The organism is Paenibacillus zeirhizosphaerae (genome assembly GCF_030705605.1).
In the GTDB taxonomy this organism is placed as follows: Bacteria; Bacillota; Bacilli; order Paenibacillales; family Paenibacillaceae; genus Paenibacillus; species Paenibacillus zeirhizosphaerae.
This window is the reverse complement of sequence record NZ_JAPCKK010000030.1, coordinates 202623-228603: the sequence shown is the minus strand read 5'-3', so window position 1 is coordinate 228603 and position 25981 is coordinate 202623. Positions and strand designations below refer to the sequence as shown.

The 25981-nt window shown below is 46.4% G+C and carries 17 protein-coding genes; 15 read left to right on the top strand and 2 right to left on the bottom strand.

Features of this window, described 5'->3' with window-relative positions; all coding sequences use genetic code 11:
- Window positions 1-271 precede the first annotated feature (271 nt).
- The gene (locus tag OIN60_RS18955; RefSeq protein ID WP_370872543.1) at window positions 272-937 is read right to left on the bottom strand and encodes a TetR/AcrR family transcriptional regulator; all 666 of its coding nucleotides are present in this window, start codon (window positions 935-937) and stop codon (window positions 272-274) included.
- Window positions 938-1095: 158 nt separating this feature from the next.
- Between OIN60_RS18955 and OIN60_RS18950 the strand changes: the two genes are divergently transcribed.
- The 12 genes from OIN60_RS18950 (at window position 1096) to OIN60_RS18895 (ending at window position 22651) form a co-directional block, all read left to right on the top strand.
- Window positions 1096-1980 carry an SDR family oxidoreductase gene (locus tag OIN60_RS18950; protein ID WP_305756427.1) on the top strand — a complete coding sequence of 295 codons (885 nt, stop codon included), beginning with the start codon at window positions 1096-1098 and terminating at the stop codon, window positions 1978-1980.
- Window positions 1981-2357: 377 nt separating this feature from the next.
- Window positions 2358-5492 carry an efflux RND transporter permease subunit gene (locus OIN60_RS18945; protein ID WP_305756426.1) on the top strand — a complete coding sequence of 1045 codons (3135 nt, stop codon included), beginning with the start codon at window positions 2358-2360 and terminating at the stop codon, window positions 5490-5492.
- A gap of 33 nt (window positions 5493-5525) precedes the next feature.
- Window positions 5526-6875: an efflux RND transporter periplasmic adaptor subunit gene (locus OIN60_RS18940; protein ID WP_305756425.1), complete on the top strand. Its 1350-nt coding sequence runs from the start codon at window positions 5526-5528 to the stop codon at window positions 6873-6875.
- Window positions 6876-7840: 965 nt separating this feature from the next.
- Entirely contained in the window at window positions 7841-8281 is a 441-nt protein-coding gene (locus OIN60_RS18935) for an SRPBCC domain-containing protein (RefSeq protein WP_305756424.1), read from the top strand.
- 291 nt (window positions 8282-8572) lie between these two features.
- Window positions 8573-10828, top strand: coding sequence for an ATP-binding cassette domain-containing protein (locus tag OIN60_RS18930; protein WP_305756423.1), 2256 nt, complete (start codon window positions 8573-8575; stop codon window positions 10826-10828).
- A gap of 45 nt (window positions 10829-10873) precedes the next feature.
- Window positions 10874-11791, top strand: a complete 918-nt coding sequence (locus OIN60_RS18925; protein ID WP_305756422.1) for a prenyltransferase/squalene oxidase repeat-containing protein — start codon at window positions 10874-10876, stop codon at window positions 11789-11791.
- Window positions 11792-11934: 143 nt separating this feature from the next.
- Window positions 11935-12915, top strand: coding sequence for an aldo/keto reductase (locus OIN60_RS18920; protein WP_305756421.1), 981 nt, complete (start codon window positions 11935-11937; stop codon window positions 12913-12915).
- Window positions 12916-13125: 210 nt separating this feature from the next.
- A complete protein-coding gene (locus OIN60_RS18915; RefSeq protein ID WP_305756420.1) occupies window positions 13126-15156 on the top strand; it encodes a Na+/H+ antiporter in 2031 nt (676 codons plus the stop codon).
- Between the two features lie 95 nt (window positions 15157-15251).
- On the top strand, window positions 15252-15902 hold the full coding sequence (locus OIN60_RS18910; protein ID WP_305756419.1) for a glycosyltransferase: 651 nt from the start codon (window positions 15252-15254) through the stop codon (window positions 15900-15902).
- A 307-nt stretch (window positions 15903-16209) separates the two neighbouring features.
- Entirely contained in the window at window positions 16210-18624 is a 2415-nt protein-coding gene (helD, locus tag OIN60_RS18905; protein WP_305756418.1) for an RNA polymerase recycling motor HelD, read from the top strand.
- Between the two features lie 22 nt (window positions 18625-18646).
- Window positions 18647-21250 carry a phosphoenolpyruvate synthase gene (gene ppsA, locus OIN60_RS18900; protein ID WP_305756417.1) on the top strand — a complete coding sequence of 868 codons (2604 nt, stop codon included), beginning with the start codon at window positions 18647-18649 and terminating at the stop codon, window positions 21248-21250.
- A gap of 492 nt (window positions 21251-21742) precedes the next feature.
- Entirely contained in the window at window positions 21743-22651 is a 909-nt protein-coding gene (locus OIN60_RS18895) for a PhzF family isomerase (protein WP_305756416.1), read from the top strand.
- A 365-nt stretch (window positions 22652-23016) separates the two neighbouring features.
- On the opposite strand, the gene OIN60_RS18890 is transcribed toward OIN60_RS18895, so the two are convergent.
- A complete protein-coding gene (locus OIN60_RS18890; RefSeq protein WP_305756415.1) occupies window positions 23017-23979 on the bottom strand; it encodes a helix-turn-helix transcriptional regulator in 963 nt (320 codons plus the stop codon).
- Window positions 23980-24088: 109 nt separating this feature from the next.
- Here OIN60_RS18890 and OIN60_RS18885 point away from each other — a divergent pair, with 109 nt between their 5' ends.
- The 3 genes from OIN60_RS18885 to OIN60_RS18875 all read left to right on the top strand — a co-directional run bounded on the left by OIN60_RS18885 (window position 24089) and on the right by OIN60_RS18875 (window position 25976).
- Complete coding sequence (locus OIN60_RS18885) at window positions 24089-24568, top strand: GyrI-like domain-containing protein (protein WP_305756484.1); 480 nt, start codon at window positions 24089-24091, stop codon at window positions 24566-24568.
- Window positions 24569-24645: 77 nt separating this feature from the next.
- Window positions 24646-25110 carry a DUF8821 family protein gene (locus tag OIN60_RS18880; protein WP_305756414.1) on the top strand — a complete coding sequence of 155 codons (465 nt, stop codon included), beginning with the start codon at window positions 24646-24648 and terminating at the stop codon, window positions 25108-25110.
- 143 nt (window positions 25111-25253) lie between these two features.
- Window positions 25254-25976: an MBL fold metallo-hydrolase gene (locus OIN60_RS18875; RefSeq protein WP_305756413.1), complete on the top strand. Its 723-nt coding sequence runs from the start codon at window positions 25254-25256 to the stop codon at window positions 25974-25976.
- Window positions 25977-25981: the final 5 nt, after the last annotated feature.

Below are 25981 nucleotides of genomic sequence, written 5' to 3'. Positions count from 1 at the left end.
CACGGCTAAAGTCGCGTGTGTCCATGCGCGGTTATGAAATCAAATAAAAAAGAAGGACAAGAGCAAGGGGATTTATTTGTCTTTAAAGAACCGTTTTTTGATATTTTTCTTTACACTTTACTTGAAAAGCCCTCAGCCAAAAGGGAAGAACGGAGTGACAGCAATTCCACAGTAATTGAAGAAAAGAAAAATGTGTAGAAAGGGATGTCCCAAAAGATCTGTTGATCGGGGACTTCCCTTTTTTTATTCTGCTTTGCTCTCGCTAATGCGGTTATGAAATAGTTTGTAAAATTTCACTAACTCTTTTTGCAACAAAGGAATCGTCTGTAGAATGCAGATATTCAGGTGTAAGCCATTGATATTTTTTCATGCTATAAAAATCCAATATCGCCTGTTTTAAAGTGACATCATATTGGATGGAAAAGGATGGCTCCATAATGCGCCGCAGCACAGCATCATCTTGAACCATCGACAGTACGGCATTCATTCTGTTAAAAATGTTTTGCTCCATCCCGGATTCAAAAAAAGCCTGTAAATTTTGATTTCTATTTTTTTGGGCAATGGCCAGATTTTCGAAAAGATGCGGATAAAATTCTTTGAGATCCTGTAAAAACACATCAGATATATAAATGACGCTTATCAATGATTGCAGAAACGTTTGTTGAAAGCGATCCACAAAAGATACGGAATCATCCTGTACAACAGCATCCACCTCTTGCAGGAAGCTGATAAAATACTCCACAACCTGCTGGATGATTTCATCCTTGGATGAAAAATACTTATAAAGCGTCACTTTGCTAATATCCATATATTTTGCGATATCGTCTATTTTTAATTGACTTAATTTGGTATTGCGAATAACAGGTTTTATTTTTGCGATATATTTATTTGTACCTGTGGGTTTTCTCACAAATTTGATGCCTCCTTCGACACTCATAAACGATATTATACCAAATTTTCAGCACCACAAACACCATTTATAAAATTAATTAAATTAACTAAAATAATAAAATTAGTTTACTTGGTTAATATTCTGTTATATAATCAATCTGTAACCATACATCCATACCGAACTATTAGAGGAGGCAGAAAGATATGCGTATTTTTGTAACAGGCGCGACGGGGTTTGTCGGCTCCGCCGTCGTCCGCGAGCTTATCGATGCCGGGCATCAGGTCGTCGGTCTTGCCCGCTCAGACAAGGCCGCCGCGTCTCTGACAGCAACCGGGGCCGAGGTGCATCGCGGTGCCCTCGACGACCTCGACAGCCTGCGCAGCGGTGCTGCTGCTGCGGACGGCGTCATTCACCTTGCCTTCATTCATGACTTCTTGAACTTTGCGGCCGCTTGTGAGGCGGACAGGCTCGCGATTGAGACGATTGGAGCCGTACTCGAAGGCTCTGGCAAACCATTCGTGGGTACCTCGGGAACGCTCATGCTCCCGCCGGGACGTATCGGGACGGAAGAGGTCGAACCCGCCTCGGGAGGGCCGCGGAGATCCGAGGAAGCGACGCTTTCGCTGGCTTCGCGCGGGGTGCGCGCGTCAGTCGTTCGGCTTGCTCCGTCGGTCCACGGCAATGGGGATCACGGTTTTGTTTCGACTCTTATTGACATTGCGCGTGAAAAAGGCGTTTCAGCCTATGTGGGTGACGGCCTGAACCGCTGGCCCGCTGTACACCAGCTTGATGCCGCACGTCTCTTCAGGCTGGCACTTGAAAAAGGGGAGACAGGAGGCAGGTATCACGGGGTCGCAGACGAGGGCGTGCCATTTCGGGATATTGCTGCTGTAATCGGCCGCCAGTTGAATCTGCCAGTGGCCAGCATTTCCCGCGCAGAGGCAGACGGCCACTTCGGCTGGATCAGCCACTTCGCGTCCATCGGCGAGCAAACTTCGAGCACATTGACCCAGGAACGTTTGGGATGGCGGCCAGTGCACCCTGCACTGATCCCGGATCTCGAACAGGGCCACTACTTCAACCGTTGAGCAGGCGAAAAACTAGCGGCCACATTTTCAGATTCCCCCTGTAAAAAAAGTTGTGTCATACATGAGCGAGTATCGGTGGCCGGATTTCCACCAATACTCGCTCTTTCTTTAAGGTTCATGAATTGCGGAATAAGACTACAGCAGCGGAGAGGACGAAGCAATTCCGGAAAAGTGCAGCGTTCGCCTTTGGCGCGAAGGGTCAACAGCGATTGCAGGAATGCTTCGTCTTCGGAGCGTCTCCCAAACGTACAAAAAGACTGGTGAATTTTCTTTAGAGAACCTTTAGATCGAATTTAAGCAATTTTAAGAGTGGCTTCCTATAATACAAAGGGTTAGAACCCAATCTATACATATCAAAATCATCTAGGAGTGAGGAAATGTCACAGTTTTCAATACGCCGTCCCGTAACCGTCTTTATGCTGGTTATGGCCTTATTAATCGGGGGCGGTTTCTTTGCGTTAAAACTTCCAGTTGAGAAAATGCCTGAATTGCAATTCCCCGCTGTATCTGTTGTAACCAGTGTGCCGGGCGCTACACCCTCGGAAGTTGAGGAATTGGTGTCCAAACCGATTGAAAGTAGTCTAGCGTCGATAGAGAACGTGGATACGATCAGTTCTCAATCACAGGAAGGCTCATCCATAGTGACTGTTCAGTTCAATTGGGGGATTGACCTCGATCAGGCGACGATAGACATCAGAGATAGCCTGGACAGCGTCCGGAACTCTTTACCAGATTCGGCCGATTCACCACGGATATTGAAAATGGACGTAAATGCATCGCCCATTATTAACCTGTCTTTAACAGGGGATATGGATGTTAATACCTTAAAACCTATTGCCGAGGATGTTGTCCAGCCGAGCCTTGAGCGAATAGCAGGGGTTGCCTCGGTAGATGTAGCAGGAGGGCAAGACCGATTAATTCGGATCACGCTGGATCCAATGAAAATGGAAAGCTACGGGATCACTCTGGACCAGGTCACCCAGGCGCTTTCAGCTCATAATCTAGCGGGCTCCGCCGGTGCCGTGGCAAAGGGGAGCACTGAAATACAGATTCGTATTCAAGGAGAATACAAGGCGGTTTCAGAGATGGGAGAAACTCCGATTCCGGTAGGCTCGGGAATCGTCAAATTGAAAGAAATCTCTACGATCGAGGATGGTTTTTCCGATGTCACTTCCATCTCTACTTACAACGGACAACCGAGCATAAATATTGCGGTCACGAAAGCATCCGGGGGGAATACGCTGCAGATTGCCCAGGCTGTAAAGGAAAACCTTGAGCCAATCCGGCAGGTGCTGCCGGAAGGCACTACGCTTGAGCTGGTTTCAGATTCCTCTGAGTCGATTAGCGATTCATTGAATCTGTTAGTAGAGCACACGATCCTTGGATTTATCATCGCAGCCATCGTTTTGTTATTGTTCCTGAACAGTGCACATTCGGCGCTCATCGCAACCATTGTGATTCCGATTTCATTTGTAGCTACATTCATCATGATGTATTTCACAAATCAGACGATTAACATCATTTCTCTTGCCGGTTTGTTGCTCGGGTTGGGTTCCTTTGTGGACTTTTCGGTCGTGATCATTGAGAACATCTTCAGACAGCGGCATGAGAGGAAAAGCATGCTGCAGGCAGCAATCGAAGGTTCAAAGCAGATCGGCAATGCCGTCATGGCATCTGCTCTCGCGCAGATTGTCGTTTTCCTCCCGGTTCTGTTCGTAGAAGGGCTTGCAGGGCAATTGTTCATACCACTAGCCTTGACGGTCATCTTCTCCCACATCGCAGCATTGGTTGTTTCCTTAATGCTTGTTCCGATGCTAAGCTCCCGCTTCCTGCCCAAAGTTCCGGATGAGTCGGTGTATACGTCAGGCACTTACCGCGGGGTGAATCCAATCATTTGGTTTAATATTGGATTCGAGAAATTCAAAACAGGCTACAGCAAGATGCTGCATTGGAGCATTAATCACAGAAAAACCGTCATCGCGGTCACCCTGCTGATGTTTATCGGCGCGGGGGCCATGACATCGTTCGTTAAGATGGAGTTTATCCCGAGTGCCGACGAAGGCGAGTTTACCGTATCCGTTGAATTGCCAAATGGAACAAAGCTGGAGGAGACCAAAAAGGTCGTCCAGCAAATCGAAAACGAAATATTGAAGATTCCTGAATTGGATAGGATGACGGCAGACGTCGGTTCGGGTGGAGGCTACAGTACCGTGAGTCCAACGAACGTTGCTGAACTCGAGGTCATCCTTGTCGAGGAACGCACACGTTCTACAGCTCAAATTGTGTCCGAGCTGCGCGGAAAGGTTGCCAGCATACCGGATGCAGAGGTTACACTCAGCGAGTCTGAAGGCCTCTCTGGCGGTGCTGCTGTGCAAGTTAATTTAAGAGGCGACGATATGGACGTATTAAGGGAGCTTTCCGGGCAGCTCGTCGCGCAAATCAAAAATATTGAAGGAACCGTTAACGTTGCCAGCACCCTGGATTCCGTGAGGAAAGAGTTCGAAGTGACCATTAATCGCCAGTTAGCAGCCCGGCACGGACTGTCGGCAGCGCAAATTTTGGCGGCTGTGCGGACTTCCTTCGATGGCTCAGTCGCTACAACGTACCGTACCGGGGATGACCAGATTGATGTTCAGGTTTCACTGCCTGAACAATTCAAGCAGGACTCTTCTTACCTGGAAAAACTGCGGATCACAACTGCTCAAGGTCTTGATGTTCCGCTGTCTGCGGTCGCAACGTTGAGCCAAGTGCAAGTACCTGACACGATCACACGTGAGAATCAAACCCGGCAGGTTGAAATTACTGGCGATATTGATGGCAGAGATGTTACTTCTGTTAATCGGGAAGTTAGCAGCCTGTTAAGTCATCTGCAGCTACCTGAAGGCTACTCTGTCGACACCAGCGGCGGTGAAGAGGAGCAGATGATGGAGTCCTTTATAAGCCTTGGTATTGCGATGTTACTATCTATTGCACTAATTTATATGGTTATGGCCGGTCAGTTTGAATCGCTCCTTACACCATTTGTCATCATGTTCTCCATCCCGCCGACCTTTATCGGTGTTGTTCTGGGATTGGTTTTGACAGGAACAAGTCTGAGTGTATTGGCCCTGATCGGATATATCATGCTCACAGGACTTGTTGTTAACAATGCCATTGTCATGATCGATTTTATTATCCAGCTCCGCCAAGAGGGGATGGACAGGAAACAAGCGATCATGCTGGCGGCCTCCGAACGGCTGCGGCCGATTCTGATGACGATGCTTGCGACTGTTCTTGCCTTGCTGCCAGTGGCATTATCCCACGAGCCAAGCAACGAGGAGATCGCGCCTATGGCAGTGGTCGTTGTATTTGGTCTTTCTTTCTCATCGTTAATTACATTAATACTGATCCCTGTTGTCTATATTTTTCTTGATAACATGACGGTTAGACGCAAGCGCCGCAAAATGAAACGCCAACAGAACAGAGATGCCAAAAAGCAAGAGAAGCTTGTGCAAAACAGTATACAACCCTAAAAGATAAGCAGAACATAGAGAGGTGGGACAAAAATGAATAAAAAAAGCTTTACCATCATATCGGCTCTCGTTTTAGCCGCAACGCTGGCAGGATGTTCCGGGGGAGAAGCCCCCGCAGCCGCACCCGTGGAACAAGCAGCCGCGTCTGTCGAAATAGGTCAAGTAAAAAGAGGCAGCATTGCAGACGAAGCAGGAATCACCGGTACTCTGGCACCAAACAAATCGGTTCAGATCGCCTCAAAGATTAACGGGACAATCGCAAGCATCAACCTGCGTATTGGCCAAAATATAAATAAAGGGGATGTCCTATTTACGCTGGACCAGAAGGATATTCAGGATAATATCACACAGGCTCAAGAGTCATATAACGTGGCGCTGGCTAATCTGAAACAGGCACAGAGCAGCGCAGAGCAGTCCGTACAGCAGGCAGAATCCGGCGTCGATCAGGCCAAAAGCGCCCTCGTTCAGCAGCAGAGCGCTATTGAACAGGCACAAACCTCTGCTACTGATGCAGAGAGCTCTCTGCGTGACGCACAAAATTCCCTGAATCGTACTCAGCAGTTGTTTGCAGCTGGAGTGGTATCCCAAACAGAGCTCGAACAGGCACAAGCTACGGCCAGACAAGCACAAAGTGCTCTTGATCATGCCCGACTTACGCTTAGAAATGCCCAGTCCTCCCTGGAAAGCGCGCAGACGACCTATAACAATGCTGTGAAGTCCCTCCGGCTTGCCCGTAACGGCTCCGGGGTTGATGTATCCCGTGCGAGCGTCAATCAAGCCCGCTCCAACCTGCAGACCGTACGTAGTCAACTGGCGGACGCGACAGTGAAAGCTCCCCTGTCGGGGACCCTCGCGGCCGTTAACGGAACAGCCGGTCAGCTTGTCAGTTCACAGACATCCGTGGTCACCATTGCAAATACAAATCCAATCTTGGTGAAAATAAATTTAGCTGAATCTGAAATGATGAATGTGAAGATAGGTTCCCCGATTACGGTGGAAATTCCTTCATTGGAGAAAAAAATCAATGCCAAGGTCACAGCGATCAGCTCTGTCATGGACGAAGAAATTCGTGCTTATCCTGTTGAAATTTCCGTAGATAACCCGTCTAATACACTTAAAGCAGGCATGGTCGCCAATGTGTATACCCAATCCGGGGACGCGGAAGAACTGCTCATTCCGCAGGCGGCTGTAACGGAAAAGGCGGGAACAAAACACGTCTATATTGTAGAAGCGAATGTTGCTAAACAGGTAGAGATCACAACAGGAGAAGAGAGTGCCAATCAGGTGGAAGTGACGGAAGGCCTCTCGGAAGGGCAGCAAATCGTTGTTAAGGGTGCCACTATGCTCACAGACGGTGCTCAGGTATCTATCGTCAATCATTGAACACGCTCTTATTCAGGAGATGAATGAGCTACTGCCCAAACGTACACAAGAACTGCCCTTGTGTACGTTTTTTTGTTGGAGTTTTCTCGAGACCATAACCTCCACATTAATAGTAGAAAAAAAACGAACTATCCCTAGCAGGGAAGAAGTTCGTTTTTTTCTCACAAACAAAATGCACAAATGCGAAATTATTTTCAGATATATGCACTTATAATCTCGTGTTTAGAAATTGTCAAGAGTCATATGATATACTTAAAACAGATCAGAGCGAGAAATGGAGTGAGATTGTAAATGAACAAGAACTATTTCAAAGAGATACACAAACTTAGCTATGATGATGAAATGAGATACAGACTTTTGATTCGGGGAGTCAAGCTGTTGTTGGAAGAACGCAAGCGGCAACGACATAAACTAACGCAAATTTTTGATTCCCGCAAAAGAAAAAAGGCTCTGCAGGCTGCAAAGTGGTCATGAACAGAACTACTATAGGAAGTGCACTTCAATTAAGTTAGTAGGTACATATGAAAAAAGGCAAGCTGGTGATCTACATGGAACTCCGCTTGAACAATTAGAGGCTGCTCATCATATCATTGATGCTCACAGCAACTTAGTTAGAATTGTTGGGTATGATAACGGCTGGAATACTGCAGTATTTTCTGCTTGCACCTTACGTTACGTAAGCTTTTATAATAAAGCCACCGGTACGAAGCTAGCGCCGAAGAGTGAAGATGGTTCGTCCGCTCGACATCATCAACTGAAGCGGTTGGGTGACTTTCTGGCCGAAGACAATCAGATAGCGAAACCCGAGGAGGATATTGAAAATGAGTGAGCATTTTGTCAAACATGCGACTTTCGCGATCGAGCGGACTTATCAAGCGTTGCCGGAGCGGGTTTATAGACTTGCGGTCAAAGCCAGGTACGGGTCTCATGCTGGACGCGCTGGGCAAATTCTTTGAAGGAGAGACATGAACATGAACAATAACGAGATCATTACCATGCGTGAATTCGATGTGCCACGGGAATTGGTGTATCAGGCCTGGACAACTCCCGAGCTGCTGGCTCGATGGTGGGGACCAAACGGCTTCACGAATACGTTCCATAAGTGCGAGATAAAGTTAGGCGGCGTATGGCAGCTCACCATGCACGGGCCTGACGGCAAGGATTATCCGAATGAGAGCGTTTTTGTAGAAGTCGTGCCGGTGGAGCGAGTCGTATTGGATCATCTTTCCGGGCACCAATTTCGGATAACTGCTACCTTTGACGATCTGGATGGCCGCACCAAAGTGACCTTCCGTCAAACTTTCCGAGTGAAGGAAGATTTCGAGAAAGCCAAGGACATCTGCGTAGAGGCAAACGAGCAAAATCTCGACAGACTAGGTCAGGTACTGAAGGAAATGAACTCGTAATCTGAACGCTACATCCCGAGAGCCTGTGTCGTCATATAGCCGAATATCCATGAGAATATATTTTTTCGAAGATACACCTTCATAATAGAAAGGTGTATCTTTTTATATGGTTTTTCGTTGTCACAAAATTGAATTCATTTAACAGTTGATTATATAATGAATACAGACAGTTGGAAAAATGGAAGATTGATCCATGTGCGTTATCGGTTGGTGATTGACATGACCACTTTATAAACAACATTATCTATTGTGAAATGAGTAGAAATTAACACGATCGGAAGGATGTTAGCCATGAGTGAATCTAATCAGGAATATATCGTAATCTCGGCTGCGAGGGAAAACAATCTCAAGAACGTATCCTTGCGCATCCCTAAGCGGAAGATCACGATCTTCACCGGGGTATCCGGATCCGGCAAGTCATCTATCGTCTTCGATACGATTGCTGCAGAATCCACACGTTTGCTGAATGAGAACTTCAGCATGTTCGTTCGTAATTTCCTGCCGCGCTATCCACAGCCGGATGCGGACGCGATCGAGAACCTGAGCATGGCTGTTATTGTGGATCAGAAGCGGCTGGGCGGCGGCTCCCATTCCACGATGGGTACGATTACCGATATCTCTCCTATTTTCCGTATTCTCTTCTCACGAGTGGGTCAGCCCTATGTTGGACAAGCGAACATGTTCTCATTTAACGATCCGCAAGGCATGTGCCCCGAATGTAACGGGATCGGTCGCAAATTGGGCGTTGACCTGAGCAAGGCGCTGGACATGTCAAAGTCGTTGAATGAAGGAGCCATTATGCTGCCGGACTATTCGGTGAGCGGATGGGACTGGAACATCATCGTGCAGGCAGGGCCCTTTGATCCCGATAAGAAGCTAAGCGAATATTCGGATGAGGACCTGGAGCAACTCCTGTACGGCAAGGCAAGGAAAGTGAAGATGGATTTCGCTGGGAAGGAGATGAACATAACAGTAGAAGGGGTCATCGAGAAGTTCACCAACAAATACATCAAGCAGGATGTAAAAACGAAGTCTGAGCGCACACAAAAAGCTGTTGCACCATACATCTCCGAGGGTTCCTGCTCGAGCTGCCACGGTGCGAGACTCAGTCAGGCCACGCTTAGCTGTAGGATCAATGGACTCAACATTGCAGAGATGTCCGCCATGGAGGTTGGCCAGCTCATTCACGTCATTCGGGAGATTGACGACGCGATTGCCGCGCCGATCGTCAAGTCACTGACGGAGCGGTTGCAGCATCTAGTGGATATCGGACTTGACTACTTGACGCTGGACCGTGAGACAGATACACTGTCCGGCGGCGAGTCGCAGCGTGTCAAGATGGTGAAGCACCTGAGCGGCAGTCTGGTGGATGTCACTTACATCTTCGATGAGCCCAGCGTTGGCTTGCACCCCCGTGATGTGCACCGGTTAAATGAATTGCTCCAGAAGCTGCGCGACAAGGGCAACACCGTGATTGTCGTCGAGCATGATCCCGATGTAATCAAGGTGGCGGATCATATCGTCGACGTCGGGCCTCACGCCGGCAGCCGCGGCGGTACCATCGTATACGAAGGAAGCTACCAAGGCCTGCTGGAGGCAGATACATTGACAGGTACCCATATGAAGCGGCCGCTCCAGTTAAAACACGATTGCAGGCAGCCATCCGGTAAGCTGTCCATCAAAAATGCTACACTGCATAACCTGCAAAACGTGAGTGTAGATATTCCAACCGGAGTGCTGACCGTAGTTACGGGTGTCGCTGGCTCTGGCAAGAGTACGTTGATTAACGAAGTATTCCTAAGCCAGCATCCGGATGCGATCGTTATCGATCAATCGGCGATTGGTGTGTCAACACGCTCGAATCCCGCGACCTACACGGGCATTATGGACGATGTGCGCAAGGCGTTTGCTTCCGCGAACAAGGTCAACCAAGGCTTGTTCAGTTTCAACTCCAAGGGGGCATGCGAGAACTGCCAAGGCTTGGGTGTTGTGTATACAGATCTCGCATTCCTCGACAGCGTGAAGCTGCCATGCGAGGTATGCGGAGGTAGGCGGTTCAAGGAAGAGGTGCTTGCATACAAGCTGAACGGCAAGTCCATTGCAGAAGTGCTGGAGATGACGGTGGAACAGGCATTGGATTTTTTTGAATTAAAAGATGTTGTACGCAAGCTCCAGGCGTTGAGTGATGTAGGACTGAACTATATTACGCTCGGCCAGCCGCTCAGCACGCTCTCGGGCGGGGAATGCCAGCGCATCAAGCTGGCAAGCGAGCTGCATAAGAAGGGCAGCATCTACGTGATGGACGAGCCGACGACCGGCCTGCATATGTCAGATATCGGTCACCTTCTGGAGATCATGAACCGCCTGGTGGATGCCGGCAATACGGTGATCGTCATCGAGCACAATCTCGATGTGATCACCCAAGCGGATTGGATCATCGATATAGGACCGGATGGAGGCAGCAAGGGTGGCCAGGTAGTGTTCGAGGGCACACCGGAGCAGATCATCCATGCAGAGCAATCGATCACAGGAAGATACTTGAAGTAAGCATCAAATCCATGAACTGTGGGCAATCACAAAGGAGCTATTGAGATGGAAACCAATCAGACTATTCTTTTGGCAATGGAAGAATCTATAAATTTTCTTAAGTCTGCTTCGAAATATGAGATGACCCACAGTGAGAACAGTCGACGGAAATGGGATGGATTTTGGTGGCATATGGCTGTTCTATATGAAATGGGCGAGGTGAAGCTCATTCCCGAATCTGCTATTGTTACAGCACAAGATTTACTCGAAAATCAGGTCTGGCAGACCTTCATCATCTCTATTGATGACCATCCGACAAGTGAAAGTGATAAGATGAAGCTGGATTGCTGCCATTGTGAACTTGCCGTATTCTATATGATTTTAATGGCATATGGTTGTGATTTGGACAAGGAACTGCCTTGGATTCGTGAATGGATCTTGAAGCATCAGCTACCCGATGGCGGACTGAACTGCGATCCTGAGGCTTATACTCACTCTAGAAAAAGCTCTATTGTTTCAACACTCCCTCCGCTTGAAGCTATCTTATGGCATACTGACCGCGAATTTACTGAACAGGAAGCTGTTTTCTTAGATGAAGGCGCACGGTACTTAATTGAGCATCGTCTTGTCTGCTCTAAACAAAATGGGACCGTCATTGATACGGAATGGCTGAAGCCTTGCTTTCCTAGGTTTTTTGAATATGATATATTGCGTGGTATGTCCTTCTTAGCAGAATGGTCCCAGCGTAGGAGCAAGGCGCTACCGGTTGGGCTGCTTACAGAAGGATTGAATAGATTGAACACTTTCATGGATGAAGGAGGCCTGCGCGTCGGCAGGCAAGTCTTTGATCCACAAGGAGCATGGGATGGACATACTTTCCCCTTATTAGAAGCAGTATCTGGCATCGGAGACATTTCGCCTTATCTGACTGGACAATTAGAGCAGGTTATCGAACGACTGGGACCAGCCTTTAAAAAGATATAATCGTCGGAAAATATGAACCATCTCTAATGTTCATTAATTTACAAATCACATATAAATATTCATTGATATTATTGTTCCTCGCCTATAGTCTATAACTGGTAAGCTAAGTCCAATATATCCCACAATAAGGAGTTGTTTGATGAATGGAGTATGTAAAGCTTGGCAATACGGGTTTGGATGTGTCCAGGCTGTGCGTGGGCTGCATGAGCTTTGGGATTGCGGAACGTTGGATTCATCCATGGGTGCTTAATGAAGAACAAAGCCGGCCGATTATCAAACAAGCGCTCGAGTCAGGCATTAACTTCTTCGATACGGCCAATGTGTACGCAGATGGGACAAGTGAGGAAATTATCGGTAAAGCACTTCAGGATTATGCCAACCGGGATGAAGTGGTCATTGCGACCAAAGTCTTTTTCCGCATGCATGAAGGCCCGAACGGGGCGGGGCTTTCCAGAAAAGCTATTCTCAGCGAGCTCGATAACAGTCTTACAAGGCTAGGAACCGATTATGTGGATCTCTATCAAATTCATCGCTGGGACTATCATACGCCTATCGAAGAAACGATGGAAGCGTTGAACGACGTAGTAAAAGCCGGGAAAGCAAGATATATCGGTGCATCTGCCATGTATGCCTGGCAGTTTCTGAAGGCCAACCATGTTGCTGAGAGGCACGGATGGACCCGGTTCGTATCCATGCAAAATCATTATAACCTGATGTACCGCGAGGAGGAGCGGGAGATGTTGCCGCTTTGCAAAGAAGAGAAGATTGGGGTTATCCCGTACAGCCCGCTTGCATCCGGAAGATTGACAAGAGACTGGGAAGAAACCACGCATCGTTCCGAAACGGATCAGATTCAGAAACATAAATACGATGCAATGGCCGATGCCGATCGTTTGATCGCGGAGCGAGTAGCTTCAATCGCAGAGCAGCATGGCGTTTCCCGCGCCCAGATCGCCCTGGCTTGGTTACTCCATAAAGATCCGGTAACATCTCCGATCATCGGAGTTACGAAGAGGTCGCATCTTGAGGATGGAATTTCCTCCCTGTCGGTTAAACTATCAGAGGAAGAAATAACATTCCTGGAAGAACCGTATGTACCGCATCCGGTTGTAGGGCCACAATAAGGAGAAAGCAAACTTTTCAGCCCTTTTGCTTCCCAATATGAAATCACCCGCTTATAGGCGAAGCTCAGGCCAGATTGGCTTGGGCTTCGCATGTTCAGTTTTAAAAGGAGATCAGTGTGTAATGAATTAAGAAGCCGAATTCAGGCAAAAATACCACTTATAATTCTTGATTATGTTTTGAAATTATTCAAGGAGAGGTGGAGAGAAAAAATGGATTTATTAATGATTGTTCTGTTGCTTATGGTTGGTTTATTGATATCTAATATTGTCAGTCATTATGTACCAGCCATTCCTACTGCTTTGATACAAGTAGCTCTAGGCATAATTATTACGCTCATACCGGGTAATTATTCGTTCGAAATGAATGCGGAGTGGTTTTTATTATTATTTGTCGCACCGATCTTGTACAATGACGGCCGCCATTTTCCGCAAAAAGAATTATGGGGAATGAAGACACTCATATTGGGAAATGCGTTTTTCCTGGTCATTTTGACGACAATAGGCTGCGGTTATGTGATTCATTATCTTATCCCGAGTATCCCTCTAGCCGCTGCATTTGCTTTAGGAGCCATCCTATCACCTACTGACCCCGTCGCAGTTACCGGGATTGCCAAAAGAATAAAGATCCCAGATCAAGTAATGGTTTTGGTGAAAGGGGAGTCGCTGATCAATGATGCATCAGGATTAGTAGCCTTTAAATTTGCCATTGCGGCAGTAGTCACAGGCTATTTTTCCCTAAAAGAAGCTATTTTGGATTTTTCTTATGTTTTTTTAGCCGGTGCCTTTTCAGGGTTAGTTCTTGGCATAATTGTAACCTCCATACGTTTTAGATTACGTAAAGCGGGAATACATGACGCCACTTTTCATACGCTGCTGCAAATCCTGACTCCATTTGCCATTTATATCGTTACAGAGCATTTTCTGCATGCTTCAGGTGTCATAGCGGTAGTTATTGCAGGGATTGTGCACTCTACCGTGAAACAGTACACGGAGACGTTTATTGCTGAAGAACAGGTTCTTACTGAAAATACATGGTCTATGGTGTTATTTATACTGAATGGATTTGTTTTCTTTTTATTGGGTATGAATGTTCCATCTTCCATGATGGATATCCTTTCACAACCTTACATAGGTGGATGGCTGGCTCTAGGGTATGTGGCAGCCGTAGGAGTAACTATCCTTGTTATTCGATTGGTTTGGTCCTTGCTTACCTCACAATACACTTATTACGTGGCGAACAACAAAGAGGGAGAAAAACCACAACTCAAGAAGGATTTAATCACGACTCTAACGGGTGTGCGGGGTGCCGTGACTATGGCAGGTGTGCTTAGCATACCGCTTTCCCTTGCCAATGGAAACACATTTCCTGAGCGCTCGTTAATTATTTTTATTGCTGCCGGTGTTATTCTGCTGCTTCTAGTTTTAGCTACTGTCTTTCTACCCTTACTCAGTAACGGTGAGAAAGACGAGGAGCAAGCAGATGAATCGGAGCTCGGCGCGGCTAAAATTAAACTTCTGCTTGTAGCGATCCGAAAAATTAAAGTAGAAATGAATGATAACAATAAACCGGCGGCGGTCGGACTCATGCAGGAATACACGCTTAATTTCCAACGGAACCTCTCTGGACAGCACAATAATGATAAATATGTGACAAAATTCAACCGAAAAATAAATGAAATTCGAATGCTGGCTATTAATATCCAAAGGCAGCATGTCTCTGATCTTTTGAGTAATGAAAAAATTGATATTCTGGTGTACGATCGAGTAATGCAATTTTTTGACATGCAGGAGGCGGCATTGGAGTATAACCTACGATCTGGAGCAAAATTTTTCATCAAAAGGATCAAGCATGCTATTGTTCATATTGCAAGAAGATTCCGTCAGCGGGAATATTCGAATCAGGATACATGGCGTGAAATTACACAAGTACAAATTCAAGCGATGAAGGCTGCTATTACAAGCCTCGAAGATCACGCTAAAACATTACAACAACCGGAATACCTGTATGCTGTAATGCTTGACTATGAAAACATACTCGGCAGATTCAAACGTATAAACGATAATCATGATGAATTATTTGAGAAACAGAAGGAAGAACTACGGCTTAAAGTGATCGATGCAGAACGATATGCAATACGCAAGATGTATGAAACTGGAGAAATCAACAAGGAACAGGAAAAAAAATTAAGAAGAAACTCAAACTTCATTGAAAGTGTACTTCTATACGAACATATCGAATAGGGAATGTAAGGATGTAATGCTCTGTATAAAATCAGATATTTCAACCATAATATAACAAATTGGTTTATCCCAAACGTACAGAGGAGCAGATGAATGTGAAAAACAAATGGTTGCCGGCATTGCTGTTAACCTTAGCGCTTGTTGTTAGCATGACACCAGCAGTATCCGTGCAAGCGAAGGCAGGCGCGGAAAAGGATTTGACTTGCCTAAGTCCCAAAATGGTGCAGCTGAAAGGCGATATGCGGAAAGCTTGGATCGACCATACGATATGGACAAGAAGTTATATTGTTAGCGCCATAGCGAATCTTCCAGATCAGAAGGACGTATTGGATCGGCTTTTGCGGAACCAGCAGGACATAGGCAATGTAATCAAACCTTATTATGGGGAAGCCGCCGGCAATAAGCTGGCTGATCTTCTGAGAGAGCATATTCTGATCGCAGGGAAAATTGTAGCGGCGGCCAAGGCAGGCAGTAAGGTGGATGTGAAAAAGTTAGAGGCGGATTGGCATAAAAATGCCGACGATATCGCCAAATTTTTAAGCACAGCGAATCCGAACTGGCAGTTTACAATGTTGCAAGATATGCTGTACACACACCTTCAGTTGATTACGGAATTAGTCCTCAACTGTCTCAAAGGGGATTGGAAAGCGGATATTGCAGCAACCGACAAAAACGAGATCCATATGATTCATTTAGCAGATATCCTGACAGAAGGCATTGTCAAACAATTCCCTGGAAAATTTTAAAGGGGACGCGATAGGCGCTACAAAGCCGTTTAAGCTTTTTATAATCGCCCGAAAGGGAGACTATAAAAAGCTTTTTTATTGGTGTTCATATTATGCGGAAAACAAAAAAAGCTTGGCAGATAAGCCAAGATACAAAAAAACATTTGAACACAAAAAAGCGCTATGTTATAATCGGTAGCGCGATTGAAATTCATGTCAATAAAGGTATATTAATTACTTTTCCTAACTTTATTTTATACCAGTGACCTCTGATTTGTCAATGCTCTTTTTTGCAGACTAGACCGAAAAGGAGTGTGTTCAGAACAACATGGAAGCGAAAGAATGGCGGACGGAACAAGAACGGCTGAATCAGGTCAGGGAAAAGCTGAAAGCAAGGATCGACGAGTTGGAACCGGAGATTACCGGGCTGCACGATCAGGCTGCTGAGATTCGCAGGCGGTTCTGGGAAGAAGTTACGGTCAACACGAGCTCGGACGAAGAATTTGAAGAAACATTTTATACGATCAAACAACAGGCCGCTGTGTTATCCGAACGGGAGCGCGGCCACCGGCTTCTGACGCAACAATGGAAGAGCTTAAATCGGCTGTTCCCATCTCCGTATTTCGGACGCATCGACTTTCTGGAGGATGGTCTGAAGCAGAGCGAGCAGATTTATATCGGCGTATCTTCCTTCGTCGCCGAAGATGGATTGAGCTTCCTGGTATATGATTGGCGCACTCCCATCGCCAGTCTCTACTACGACCATTCCCCCGGTCCGGCTGCTTACGTCACGCCGGGTGGACAGATCACGGGCATGATGGAGCTGAAACGGCAGTATCAGATTCACGATGGACAAATCCGTAATATGTTTGACGCGAACGTAACAATTGGCGACGAACTGCTCCAACAAATGCTGGCCAAAGGCGCGGACTCACAAATGAAGAGTATCGTATCCACCATCCAGAAGGAGCAAAATGCCATCATCCGCAACGATCATAGCCGGCTGCTTATCGTGCAAGGGGCGGCTGGCAGCGGGAAGACCTCTGCAGCCTTGCAGCGTGTAGCGTATTTGCTGTACAAAAACCGCGATTCGCTTAAGGCTGACCAGATCGTTCTTTTCTCGCCGAATCCGATTTTCAACAGCTATGTATCCTCCGTCCTTCCCGAGCTCGGCGAGGAGAACATGCAGCAGACGACTTTGCAGGAATATCTCGAATATTGGCTTGGTTCATCCTTACGTCTGGAGGATGCCTTTGATCAGATCGAATATGTGCTAACCGCACAATCGACTCCACATTATGAGGCTCGCCTGCAGGGGATGAAGTACAAGGCGTCCGAGGCTTTTTCGAAAGCCCTGCAAAACTATGCGTTGTGGCTGGGGCGGGAAGGCATGCTTTTCAACGGCATTCGGTTTCGGGACCGTGATCTGATCACCGCGGAGCAAATGAGATCGCAATTTTACAGCTACGACCCCTCCTTGCGTTTGGCCAATCGTGTTGAACTGCTGCAGAAATGGCTTCTGAAGGAGCTGTCGCTGATGGAACGCAAAGAGCGCAGGGCGTCCTGGGTAGAGGAGGAAATGAATTATCTCGACAGCGAGCAATATGCGGAAATTTTCGGCGAGCTGCACAAGGACAGGGAAGTGTTTGACATTGCCGAGCGTTACGCCGCAGTTTACGAGAAAATAAGCAACAAACGTCGGGGGGATGAAGGCGACTTTGACTTCGCCGAGCGGGAGGAGGATTTGCTCAGCCAAAGGATCGTGAAGATGGGCTTCAAACCGCTAAGGCAAAGCGTGAGGAAATTATCGTTTATCGATGTCCAGGGCCTGTACGCCCAATTATTTGACGATGAAGCTACTTATCTGGAGAAGACGAATGAGATCGAAATCCCTGTTCTATGGCCTGAAATATGCAAGCAAACCAAAGAAAAGCTGGACCGGCTCGAATTATTTTATGAGGATGCGACTCCGTATTTGTATTTAAAAGAACTGATCGAAGGCGTCCGCACGAACACGGAGATTCGGCATGTCTTTGTCGATGAGGGGCAGGATTATTCGCCGTTTCAATATGAGTATCTCAAAAAGCTGTTTCCTCGTGCCCGCATGACGGTACTCGGCGATTTCGGGCAGGCGATCTTTATGCAGGCTACCAACCTGCAGGAGTCCGATTCTCCGCTGTTTCAGCTTTATGGCGAAGCCGAAACAAGCTTGATCCGCCTTGTGCGCAGTTATCGTTCAGCTCGGGAGATTGTGGAATTTACGAAGGTATTGCTCTCTGACGGGTCGGAAATCGTCCCCTTTGCAAGGAGCGGACCGAAGCCTCTTCTTGTCACGTTAGAAGGCGGGGAGAAGCGTGATGCGCGAATGTTGAAAGACATCGCGGCACTTAAAGCCAAAGGCTTCGACTCTATTGCCGTCATTACGAAGACTGCGGCCGAAAGCCGCGTTGCCTTTGAATCATTACGGATGCAAGAAGGAGAAGCGTTACAGCTCATTACGAAGGAGACGGTCGCCTTTGAGAAAGGAGTGATGATCATTCCCGTATATCTCGCCAAGGGCATTGAGTTTGATGCGGTTCTGATTTATGAGGCTTCACCTCAAGCTTACGGTCGGGACAATGAACGCAAGCTTCTGTATACGGCGTGTACGCGGGCCATGCACCAGCTTCATCTTTACACGACGGGTGATTGGTCACCATTCCTGCAGACATTGCCTGCAAATTTGTATGAGAACGCTCAATGAGCAGAAAGCGGGGAGATATTGAATGAGTTCTTTGGTTCTTAGTTTTCAGGAAATGGAACAAACGCAGCTTCTGCTTGTTGGCGGAAAAGGATTAAATTTAGGGGAATTGTCGAAAATCGAAGGAATACAAGTACCAGAAGGATTTTGCGTTACAACCGTGGGATATCAAAAAGCCATCGAACAAAATGAAACGTATCATGCTTTGCTGGACCGACTAACCATGCTAAAAATAGAAGATCGAGATCAAATTGGTGAAATCAGCAGGAAGATTCGGCATGCCATTACGGAAGTGGAAATGCCTTCGGATGTGGTGAAAGCAGTCACTCACTATCTCTCCCAGTTTGGTGAGGAGCATGCTTATGCCGTGCGTTCCAGTGCGACTGCTGAAGATTTACCACATGCCTCTTTTGCAGGTCAACAAGACACCTATTTAAATATCATCGGCAAGGAAGCGATCCTGCAGCATATCAGCAAATGCTGGGCTTCCCTATTTACAGATCGTGCAGTCATCTACCGTATGCAAAATGGATTCGATCACAGTCAGGTTTATTTATCCGTTATCGTGCAACGGATGGTTTTCCCACAGGCTTCAGGGATTTTATTTACCGCTGATCCGATGACTTCTAACCGAAAGCTGTTATCCATCGATGCCAGCTTTGGACTTGGTGAAGCACTGGTCTCTGGCTTAGTATCTGCCGATGGCTATAAAGTACAGGATGGGCAAATCGTCGATAAGAGGATCGCATCCAAAAAATTGGCGATCTATGGACGAAAAGAAGGGGGAACCGAGACAAAGCAGATTGAGCCTGAGCAGCAAAACACGCAAACCCTTACTGACCAGCAAATTTTACAACTGGCACACATCGGAAGAGAGATCGAAGCTTATTTCGGCCAGCCGCAAGATATCGAATGGTGTTTGGCTGATGATACATTTTATATTGTCCAGAGCCGCCCCATCACGACGTTATACCCCATCCCTGAAGCAAATGATCAGGAAAATCACGTTTACCTATCTGTCGGCCACCAGCAAATGATGACCGATGCCATGAAACCATTGGGATTGTCTTTTTTTCTGTCAACAACTCTTGCACCTATGCATACAGCCGGCGGAAGATTGTTTGTCGATATCACATCTCGCCTGGCTTCGCCTGCCGGCAGAGAAGCTTTATTAAATATGGGGCAATCCGACCCGCTCTTTGAAGACGCACTTATGACCATAATCGAGCGAGATTTTATCAAATTATTACCAAATGATGAAAAAGAAGCTGGCAAAAGCAATAAAGCTATGCCGTCTGCAGGTGCTCGAACACAAATCGATAGCGATCCGGCCATCGTTTCTGATTTGATTAAGCGCAATCAAGCATCGATCGAAGAGTTAAAACAAAACATTCATACGAAATCAGGATCGGATTTATTTGATTTTATTGTGGACGATATGCAGCAATTAAAGAAGATTTTATTTGACCCGCAAAGCTCGGCTGTGTTTATGGCTGCGATGGATGCTTCAGCATGGATCAACGAAAACATGAACAAGTGGTTGGGTGAAAAAAACGCGGCAGACACGCTTTCTCAATCCGTACCCAACAATATTACTTCGGAAATGGGTCTGGCGTTATTGGATGTCGCGGATGTGATTCGTCCTTATCCGGAAGTCATTGAATATTTACAACATACAAAAAATGATAACTTCTTGGATGGTCTGCTTAAGTTGCATGGCGGGCAGGAAACCCAAAAAGCTATCCATGATTATCTCGACAAATACGGAATGCGATGTGCCGGAGAAATTGATATTACAAGGACTCGTTGGAGCGAAAAGCCAATTACACTTGTCCCGTTGATTCTGGGTAACATCAAAAACTTTGAGCCTAATGCCAGCCAGCGGAAATTTGAGCAGGGACGGCAGGAAGCTTTGCAAAAAGAACAAGAATTATTAGAGCGATTGCAGCAATTACCGGATGGTGAACAAAAAGCCAAAGAAACCAAACGAATGATCGACCTCGTCCGGAATTTCATAGGCTATCGGGAATATCCAAAATACGGCATGGTGAATCGTTATTTCGTGTATAAGCAGGCTTTGCTGAAAGAAGCACAACAACTCGTACAAGCGGGCGTTATTGACGAAAAAGAAGATGTATATTATCTCACTTTGGCAGAATTTCACGAAGCCGTACGCACAAATAAACTGGATTACCAGCTCATCAGCCAACGAAAAGACGATCACAAGCGATACGAAAAACTGACCCTACCACGTATGATCACGTCTGATGGTGAAATTATTGCAGGTAAGTATAAACGAGAAAATCTCCCGGACGGAGCTATTGCAGGTCTAGCTGTTTCTTCCGGAGTTATAGAGGGGAGAGCACGTGTCATCTTAAACATGGAAAAGGCTGATCTGGAAGATGGAGATATATTAGTCACCGCCTTTACGGACCCTAGCTGGACACCCTTGTTTGTATCCATAAAAGGCCTGGTTACCGAAGTTGGCGGACTGATGACCCACGGAGCCGTTATCGCACGTGAATATGGCTTGCCAGCCGTTGTCGGCGTAGAGAATGCTACCAAACTGATCCAAGACAGGCAACAAATTCGTGTGCATGGAACAGAAGGCTATATCGAAATATTGTGATTCAAACAACCGATTTTATTACTGGAGCAAGGCGCATGTACGGGCAACCTGAAGTGAATGATAAGGTAAACGCTCAGAGCAGTAGGGTATTCTTCAACTGAAGTTCGTGGGCTGTCGGATCGAATTCAAAGAGATACCATACATTTGTATTGTTGCACGACATTTTTTCCATCTTGCGGAAGCTCTACCAAGTTTAAACCATATTTAACCAAAACCTCCACAGCCGTGGAGGTTTTTCGGGTTGTTCCAAAAAAGTATATCACAAAAAAAGAAATCCACTAACCTGTAATGTGGTCACTCCCCCGTCAAGATGACACCGGTGCTGTGGCTTTTCGTGAGGTGCTGAACATCCGGTCGAAGTGTCGCATTGCGGGCAGATGTCGCCAAAAAACCTTATTGAATTCATTTAACAGTTGCTAATATAATGAATGAATACAGGTGGTCGGACAAGGCCTAACTGCCTCATTCTCCAAAACAGAGGAGCACAACAGTATGACCAGGGAGTACCGTTATTACCAAATCGATTCGTTCACCAAGGATAAGTTTGCCGGGAATCCAGCCGGTGTCATTGTCAACGCAGACGGTCTATCGGAAGCCGAAATGCAACATATTGCAAGAGAAGTGAACAACTCGGAAACAGCCTTTATATTGGCATCAGACTCTCCCGATTACGATGTTCATGTTCGTTTCTTTACGCCTACGGTGGAGGTGCCAATCTGCGGACATGCAACCATTGCGGCTCATTATGCGCGGGCGACCGAACTGCAACTAGAATCAACAAGGGTATTGCACAAAACCGGGGCAGGGATCTTGCCGGTCGATATCGTTCGCGAGAATAATGATTATAAAATCGTGATGAAACAAGGAACCATCGACTTGGGTCCGGTTATTAAAGGAGAGAACAAAACAAAGCTGTTAGAGGCACTGAAACTATCGAGGGAGGATTTAATAGCCGATGTTCCGATACAAATCGTTTCTACGGGACACTCAAAAGTGATGATCCCATTAAAAAACAAGGAAAAAATGAATCGAATCGCTCCTAATTATGAAGCACTGTCGCAATTAAGTAAGTCCATCAACTGCAATGGGTATTATGTATTTACGTTAGCTGCTGGAAACGACGATGTTCTGGTTGAGGGCAGGATGTTCGCACCAGCGATCGGTATCCATGAAGATCCGGTGACTGGCAATGCCAACGGTCCGTTAGGCCCTTATTTAATTCTGCATCAACTCGTCAAACCTTCCGGGACCTCATTTCGTTTTCGAAGCAAGCAGGGAGAAGCCATGGGAAGACCCGGGACGGTCGAGGTTGAAGTTTTACTTAACGACGGCAAACCTGCTTCTGTTCATGTGGCAGGTCAAGCCATCATCGTTTATCAAGCAAAGTTCGTATTAGACTGAAAATTTTACAGATACAGCAGACAGGGTGAGCATATGGACTACAGGTTGTGAACAAAAAGCTAAAGAAACTGCAAGTACCCATGAACAGACTGTTTAGTCTGGAATAATTGGCACAATACACCGCCTGATTGCACTGCGTTCTTGTTGAAAAAATTATGTACCAGCCATTCCTACTGCTTTAACGCAGATCGCTTTAGGGATCATACTTACACTAATACCAGGTCATTACGCACTCGAAATGGATGCAGAGTGCGATTATTCATGAGGTACAGGAACGCGGAAAGGGCTTTGAATGGTTTGCCCAGACGCTTGCCCTGCAGTTGCTCATCATGTGCTGCAGGCACTTCCGATAACAGGACGCGCTGCTATGGGCAGTATGAGTTTAATCTCTCTTGCAGACCTCCCCAGATTTCTTCCGGTATCTCCCTGATCTGGATATCTTCACCCAGGAAAAGCAGCCAATTTGTTATTTCCGCTAACTCTTCTGAATGATGCACATTGATAAACGTCTTTAGAACGGCTGTAGTTTGGTAAGGATTCGTATAAGAAATTGAAGCTTTTAAAGGATGGTACTTTTTGAACTGGGCAATCGCCTTTGGGCCAAGTTCCAGGACAAGGTTGATGACCTCTTCCTGCTGACTTAGTTTTTCTAAAATCTTTTTCTTGCTTACTCTTTTTTTCGCAGGATATGGTTGTACATCGATGATATTGTCGACAGGAATAATCCGCCTCTTTTCTTCCTCTAAGTCAAAGCCTTCAATTAGCCATAAGCTTTTTTCACGATAAAGGTGCAAGAGAACAATGGGACAAGACTTTATTTCCTTCTCTTCTTGGATGGAAAGCAATAAATAGCTATCCAACAGAAGGATTTGGATGAGTTTTTCTAACATAGGATGGGGCAGGTCTGACAGATCAAGCAGGTCGGGATTATGGGGGTTGGTCCCTTCAAACAGCAAGATTTGATTTAAAAGAACAAGATCATCTTGCTGGTTCTCCGAGATGAGGCCCAATAATTTTTCAGCCAGAGACTGACGGCTCTTTAGATAGGGCAGCTGTTGATTTCTTGTGGCCATAAAGGCAATAAACAGAGCCTTAATCTCATTATCGGTAAAGCGGACCGTGGGCAGGACAGAGTTATTCATGACAAAATAACCCCCATCCCTGCCAACTTCAGCGACAAGGGGTAACCCCATAGCTTCAATTTCTCGGATATCTCTAAGAGCTGTCGAACGAGAGATGTTAAATTCGCGCATGATTTCAGAAATGGTAAAGTGGGCGCGATTGTTGATATACCGCATGATGATATTAATTCGTTCAACCTTTTTCATCGGTCCTCCTAAACAGTATCATTTTTTGACATGATTTATGGTTATTATAAACCCATCAAGTGAAAACACAAATCATTTGATAAATTTCAAAAAAGGGAAGGGTTTGAATATGGAAAATTACACACTTGAGGAAAAAGACAGCTTTATCGTTTTAGGCATTGGAACTGAGCTTAAGAGCGATTACACAGACTATGCTGGCATAAACAAGGAGAAGGCAGACTTTTGGCAGGCTGTGAAACAAGACGGAAGGCTTGACACTTTAAAGGCTGTAGCCACAAATGACTACATTTTTGCCGTAAACGAAGCGGTGAATAACAAGATGATGCATTATGCTGGTGTCATGACAGAGGCATCGGTACCCGAAGCATCCCGGGTTATTCAATTTCCTAAAGGGGAATACCTGGTTGTAAAAGGGGAAGGGAAGACGGCGGAGGAGTTGAGTAATACGCTTGCCGGCATGGCCTTTGGACAAGTCTTGCCGGAAGCAAAGGATTTTGCCTATGTTGGCGGGCCAAATGCAACGGTTGAAATGGGACAGCGAAACGGCTCAGTTTTTGGCGAAATGTGGATTCCTGTCGTTAGGAAATAAGTGAATGCTTCCGATGCGGGCTTTGCTCGAAGCAGGTTCTAAGAAGTAACGCTCGCAAAACTTTTAGGAGTGATGAAATGTCCTATATTGTTGATTTCAAAAATGTGTCTCTGGTTGGTTTAGAATCTTCACCCGTAGCAGAAGCGCTTGCTGGTTTACGTGCTAATGAAGCCCGTTACTTTATGAACAAATATAAGCATGAATTTACGGTTGTACCAGCCAACGAAAGCCAGGAGACTCTTGATTATGTAAATCGAATTTTGAAAGAAGAACGTGATATTGAGTTTGCGGCCCAACCTTTAGAAACGTCGCGTTTTCAAGTGGAAAACATCCAATTTGCCTACGTTTTTTATGAGGATGGTCTTGCCGTCAACGTCATGTATACGGTTGATGATCCTAAGAAGCGAGCCGTTGGTTTTAAGCTTTCTGAGGAGATGGAGATCCCCAAGGAGTTAGAAGGGAAGTTTAAGTTTGCCAGGCAAAAGTCTAAATTAGCTGGAACTATTCGGGGCTCGTTTTTTGTAATTAAAGGAGCATATTAAAGCATTCCTGACAAGAGCAGCGATAATTCGCAGCTCTTTTTATTTTCCTTTCTGAAGAGAGATAAATTGAAAACTTCCTCTTGAATAAACTAATGTAATTAGTTATTATACTAATATAGATAATTTCTCGGGAGGTTTTGTTTATGCAGATTACTCAAAACGGTGCTCTATATCAGCTTGCGTTTTTGCCCAGATTCTTTCCGGTCAACTGCTATCTGGTCGAGGAGGAACAAGAATTAACGTTGATTGATGCTGCGATGCCTTTTAGCGCCAAAGGGATTTTGCAAGCCGCCCAACGTATCGGAAAGCCCATTACCCGCATCGTGCTGACTCACGCGCATGGGGATCATGTAGGCGCTTTGGACGTTCTTAAGCAGGCGCTGCCTACAGCTAAGGTCTATATTTCGCAACGGGATGCGAAGCTGTTGGCCGGCTCCAGGGCGCTCGAGGAGGGTGAGCCGAATTTGCCGATCAAAGGCGATGTTCCCAAGTCCATTCGCACTAGGCCAGACATGCTGATACAGGATGGGGACCGGATCGGTTCCCTGCAAGCGATTGCTGCTCCCGGCCATACCCCTGGTCAGATGGCCTTTCTGGACATGCGCAGCCGCGCTCTGGTCACAGGCGACGCTTTCCAGCTACGCGGCGGCATAGCCGTGGCCGGCGTGGTGAAGCCTTGGTTCCCTTTTCCGGCATTCGCTACCTGGAATAAGCAGGCATCTCTGGAGAGTGCGCGCAAGCTTAGAGAGCTGAACCCAAGCCTGCTCGCCGTTGGGCACGGGTGGATGCTGCCGAACCCAATAGCTGAAATGGACAAGGCTTTGGAAGAAGCTGAGAGAAAGTTTAGACTGGATTTAACGAAGTAATCATT

What these genes read in the sequence shown, in the direction of transcription:
- helD (WP_305756418.1), top strand. Translation starts at nt 16,210, where the DNA reads ATGGAAGCGAAAGAATGGCGGACGGAACAAGAACGGCTGAATCAGGTC.
- OIN60_RS18895 (WP_305756416.1), top strand. Translation starts at nt 21,743, where the DNA reads ATGACCAGGGAGTACCGTTATTACCAAATCGATTCGTTCACCAAGGAT.
- OIN60_RS18935 (WP_305756424.1), top strand. Translation starts at nt 7,841, where the DNA reads ATGAACATGAACAATAACGAGATCATTACCATGCGTGAATTCGATGTG.
- ppsA (WP_305756417.1), top strand. Translation starts at nt 18,647, where the DNA reads ATGAGTTCTTTGGTTCTTAGTTTTCAGGAAATGGAACAAACGCAGCTT.
- OIN60_RS18890 (WP_305756415.1), bottom strand. Translation starts at nt 23,979, where the DNA reads ATGAAAAAGGTTGAACGAATTAATATCATCATGCGGTATATCAACAAT.
- OIN60_RS18875 (WP_305756413.1), top strand. Translation starts at nt 25,254, where the DNA reads ATGCAGATTACTCAAAACGGTGCTCTATATCAGCTTGCGTTTTTGCCC.
- OIN60_RS18915 (WP_305756420.1), top strand. Translation starts at nt 13,126, where the DNA reads ATGGATTTATTAATGATTGTTCTGTTGCTTATGGTTGGTTTATTGATA.
- OIN60_RS18950 (WP_305756427.1), top strand. Translation starts at nt 1,096, where the DNA reads ATGCGTATTTTTGTAACAGGCGCGACGGGGTTTGTCGGCTCCGCCGTC.
- OIN60_RS18955 (WP_370872543.1), bottom strand. Translation starts at nt 937, where the DNA reads ATGAGTGTCGAAGGAGGCATCAAATTTGTGAGAAAACCCACAGGTACA.
- OIN60_RS18940 (WP_305756425.1), top strand. Translation starts at nt 5,526, where the DNA reads ATGAATAAAAAAAGCTTTACCATCATATCGGCTCTCGTTTTAGCCGCA.
- OIN60_RS18885 (WP_305756484.1), top strand. Translation starts at nt 24,089, where the DNA reads ATGGAAAATTACACACTTGAGGAAAAAGACAGCTTTATCGTTTTAGGC.
- OIN60_RS18880 (WP_305756414.1), top strand. Translation starts at nt 24,646, where the DNA reads ATGTCCTATATTGTTGATTTCAAAAATGTGTCTCTGGTTGGTTTAGAA.
- OIN60_RS18925 (WP_305756422.1), top strand. Translation starts at nt 10,874, where the DNA reads ATGGAAACCAATCAGACTATTCTTTTGGCAATGGAAGAATCTATAAAT.
- OIN60_RS18920 (WP_305756421.1), top strand. Translation starts at nt 11,935, where the DNA reads ATGGAGTATGTAAAGCTTGGCAATACGGGTTTGGATGTGTCCAGGCTG.
- OIN60_RS18945 (WP_305756426.1), top strand. Translation starts at nt 2,358, where the DNA reads ATGTCACAGTTTTCAATACGCCGTCCCGTAACCGTCTTTATGCTGGTT.
- OIN60_RS18930 (WP_305756423.1), top strand. Translation starts at nt 8,573, where the DNA reads ATGAGTGAATCTAATCAGGAATATATCGTAATCTCGGCTGCGAGGGAA.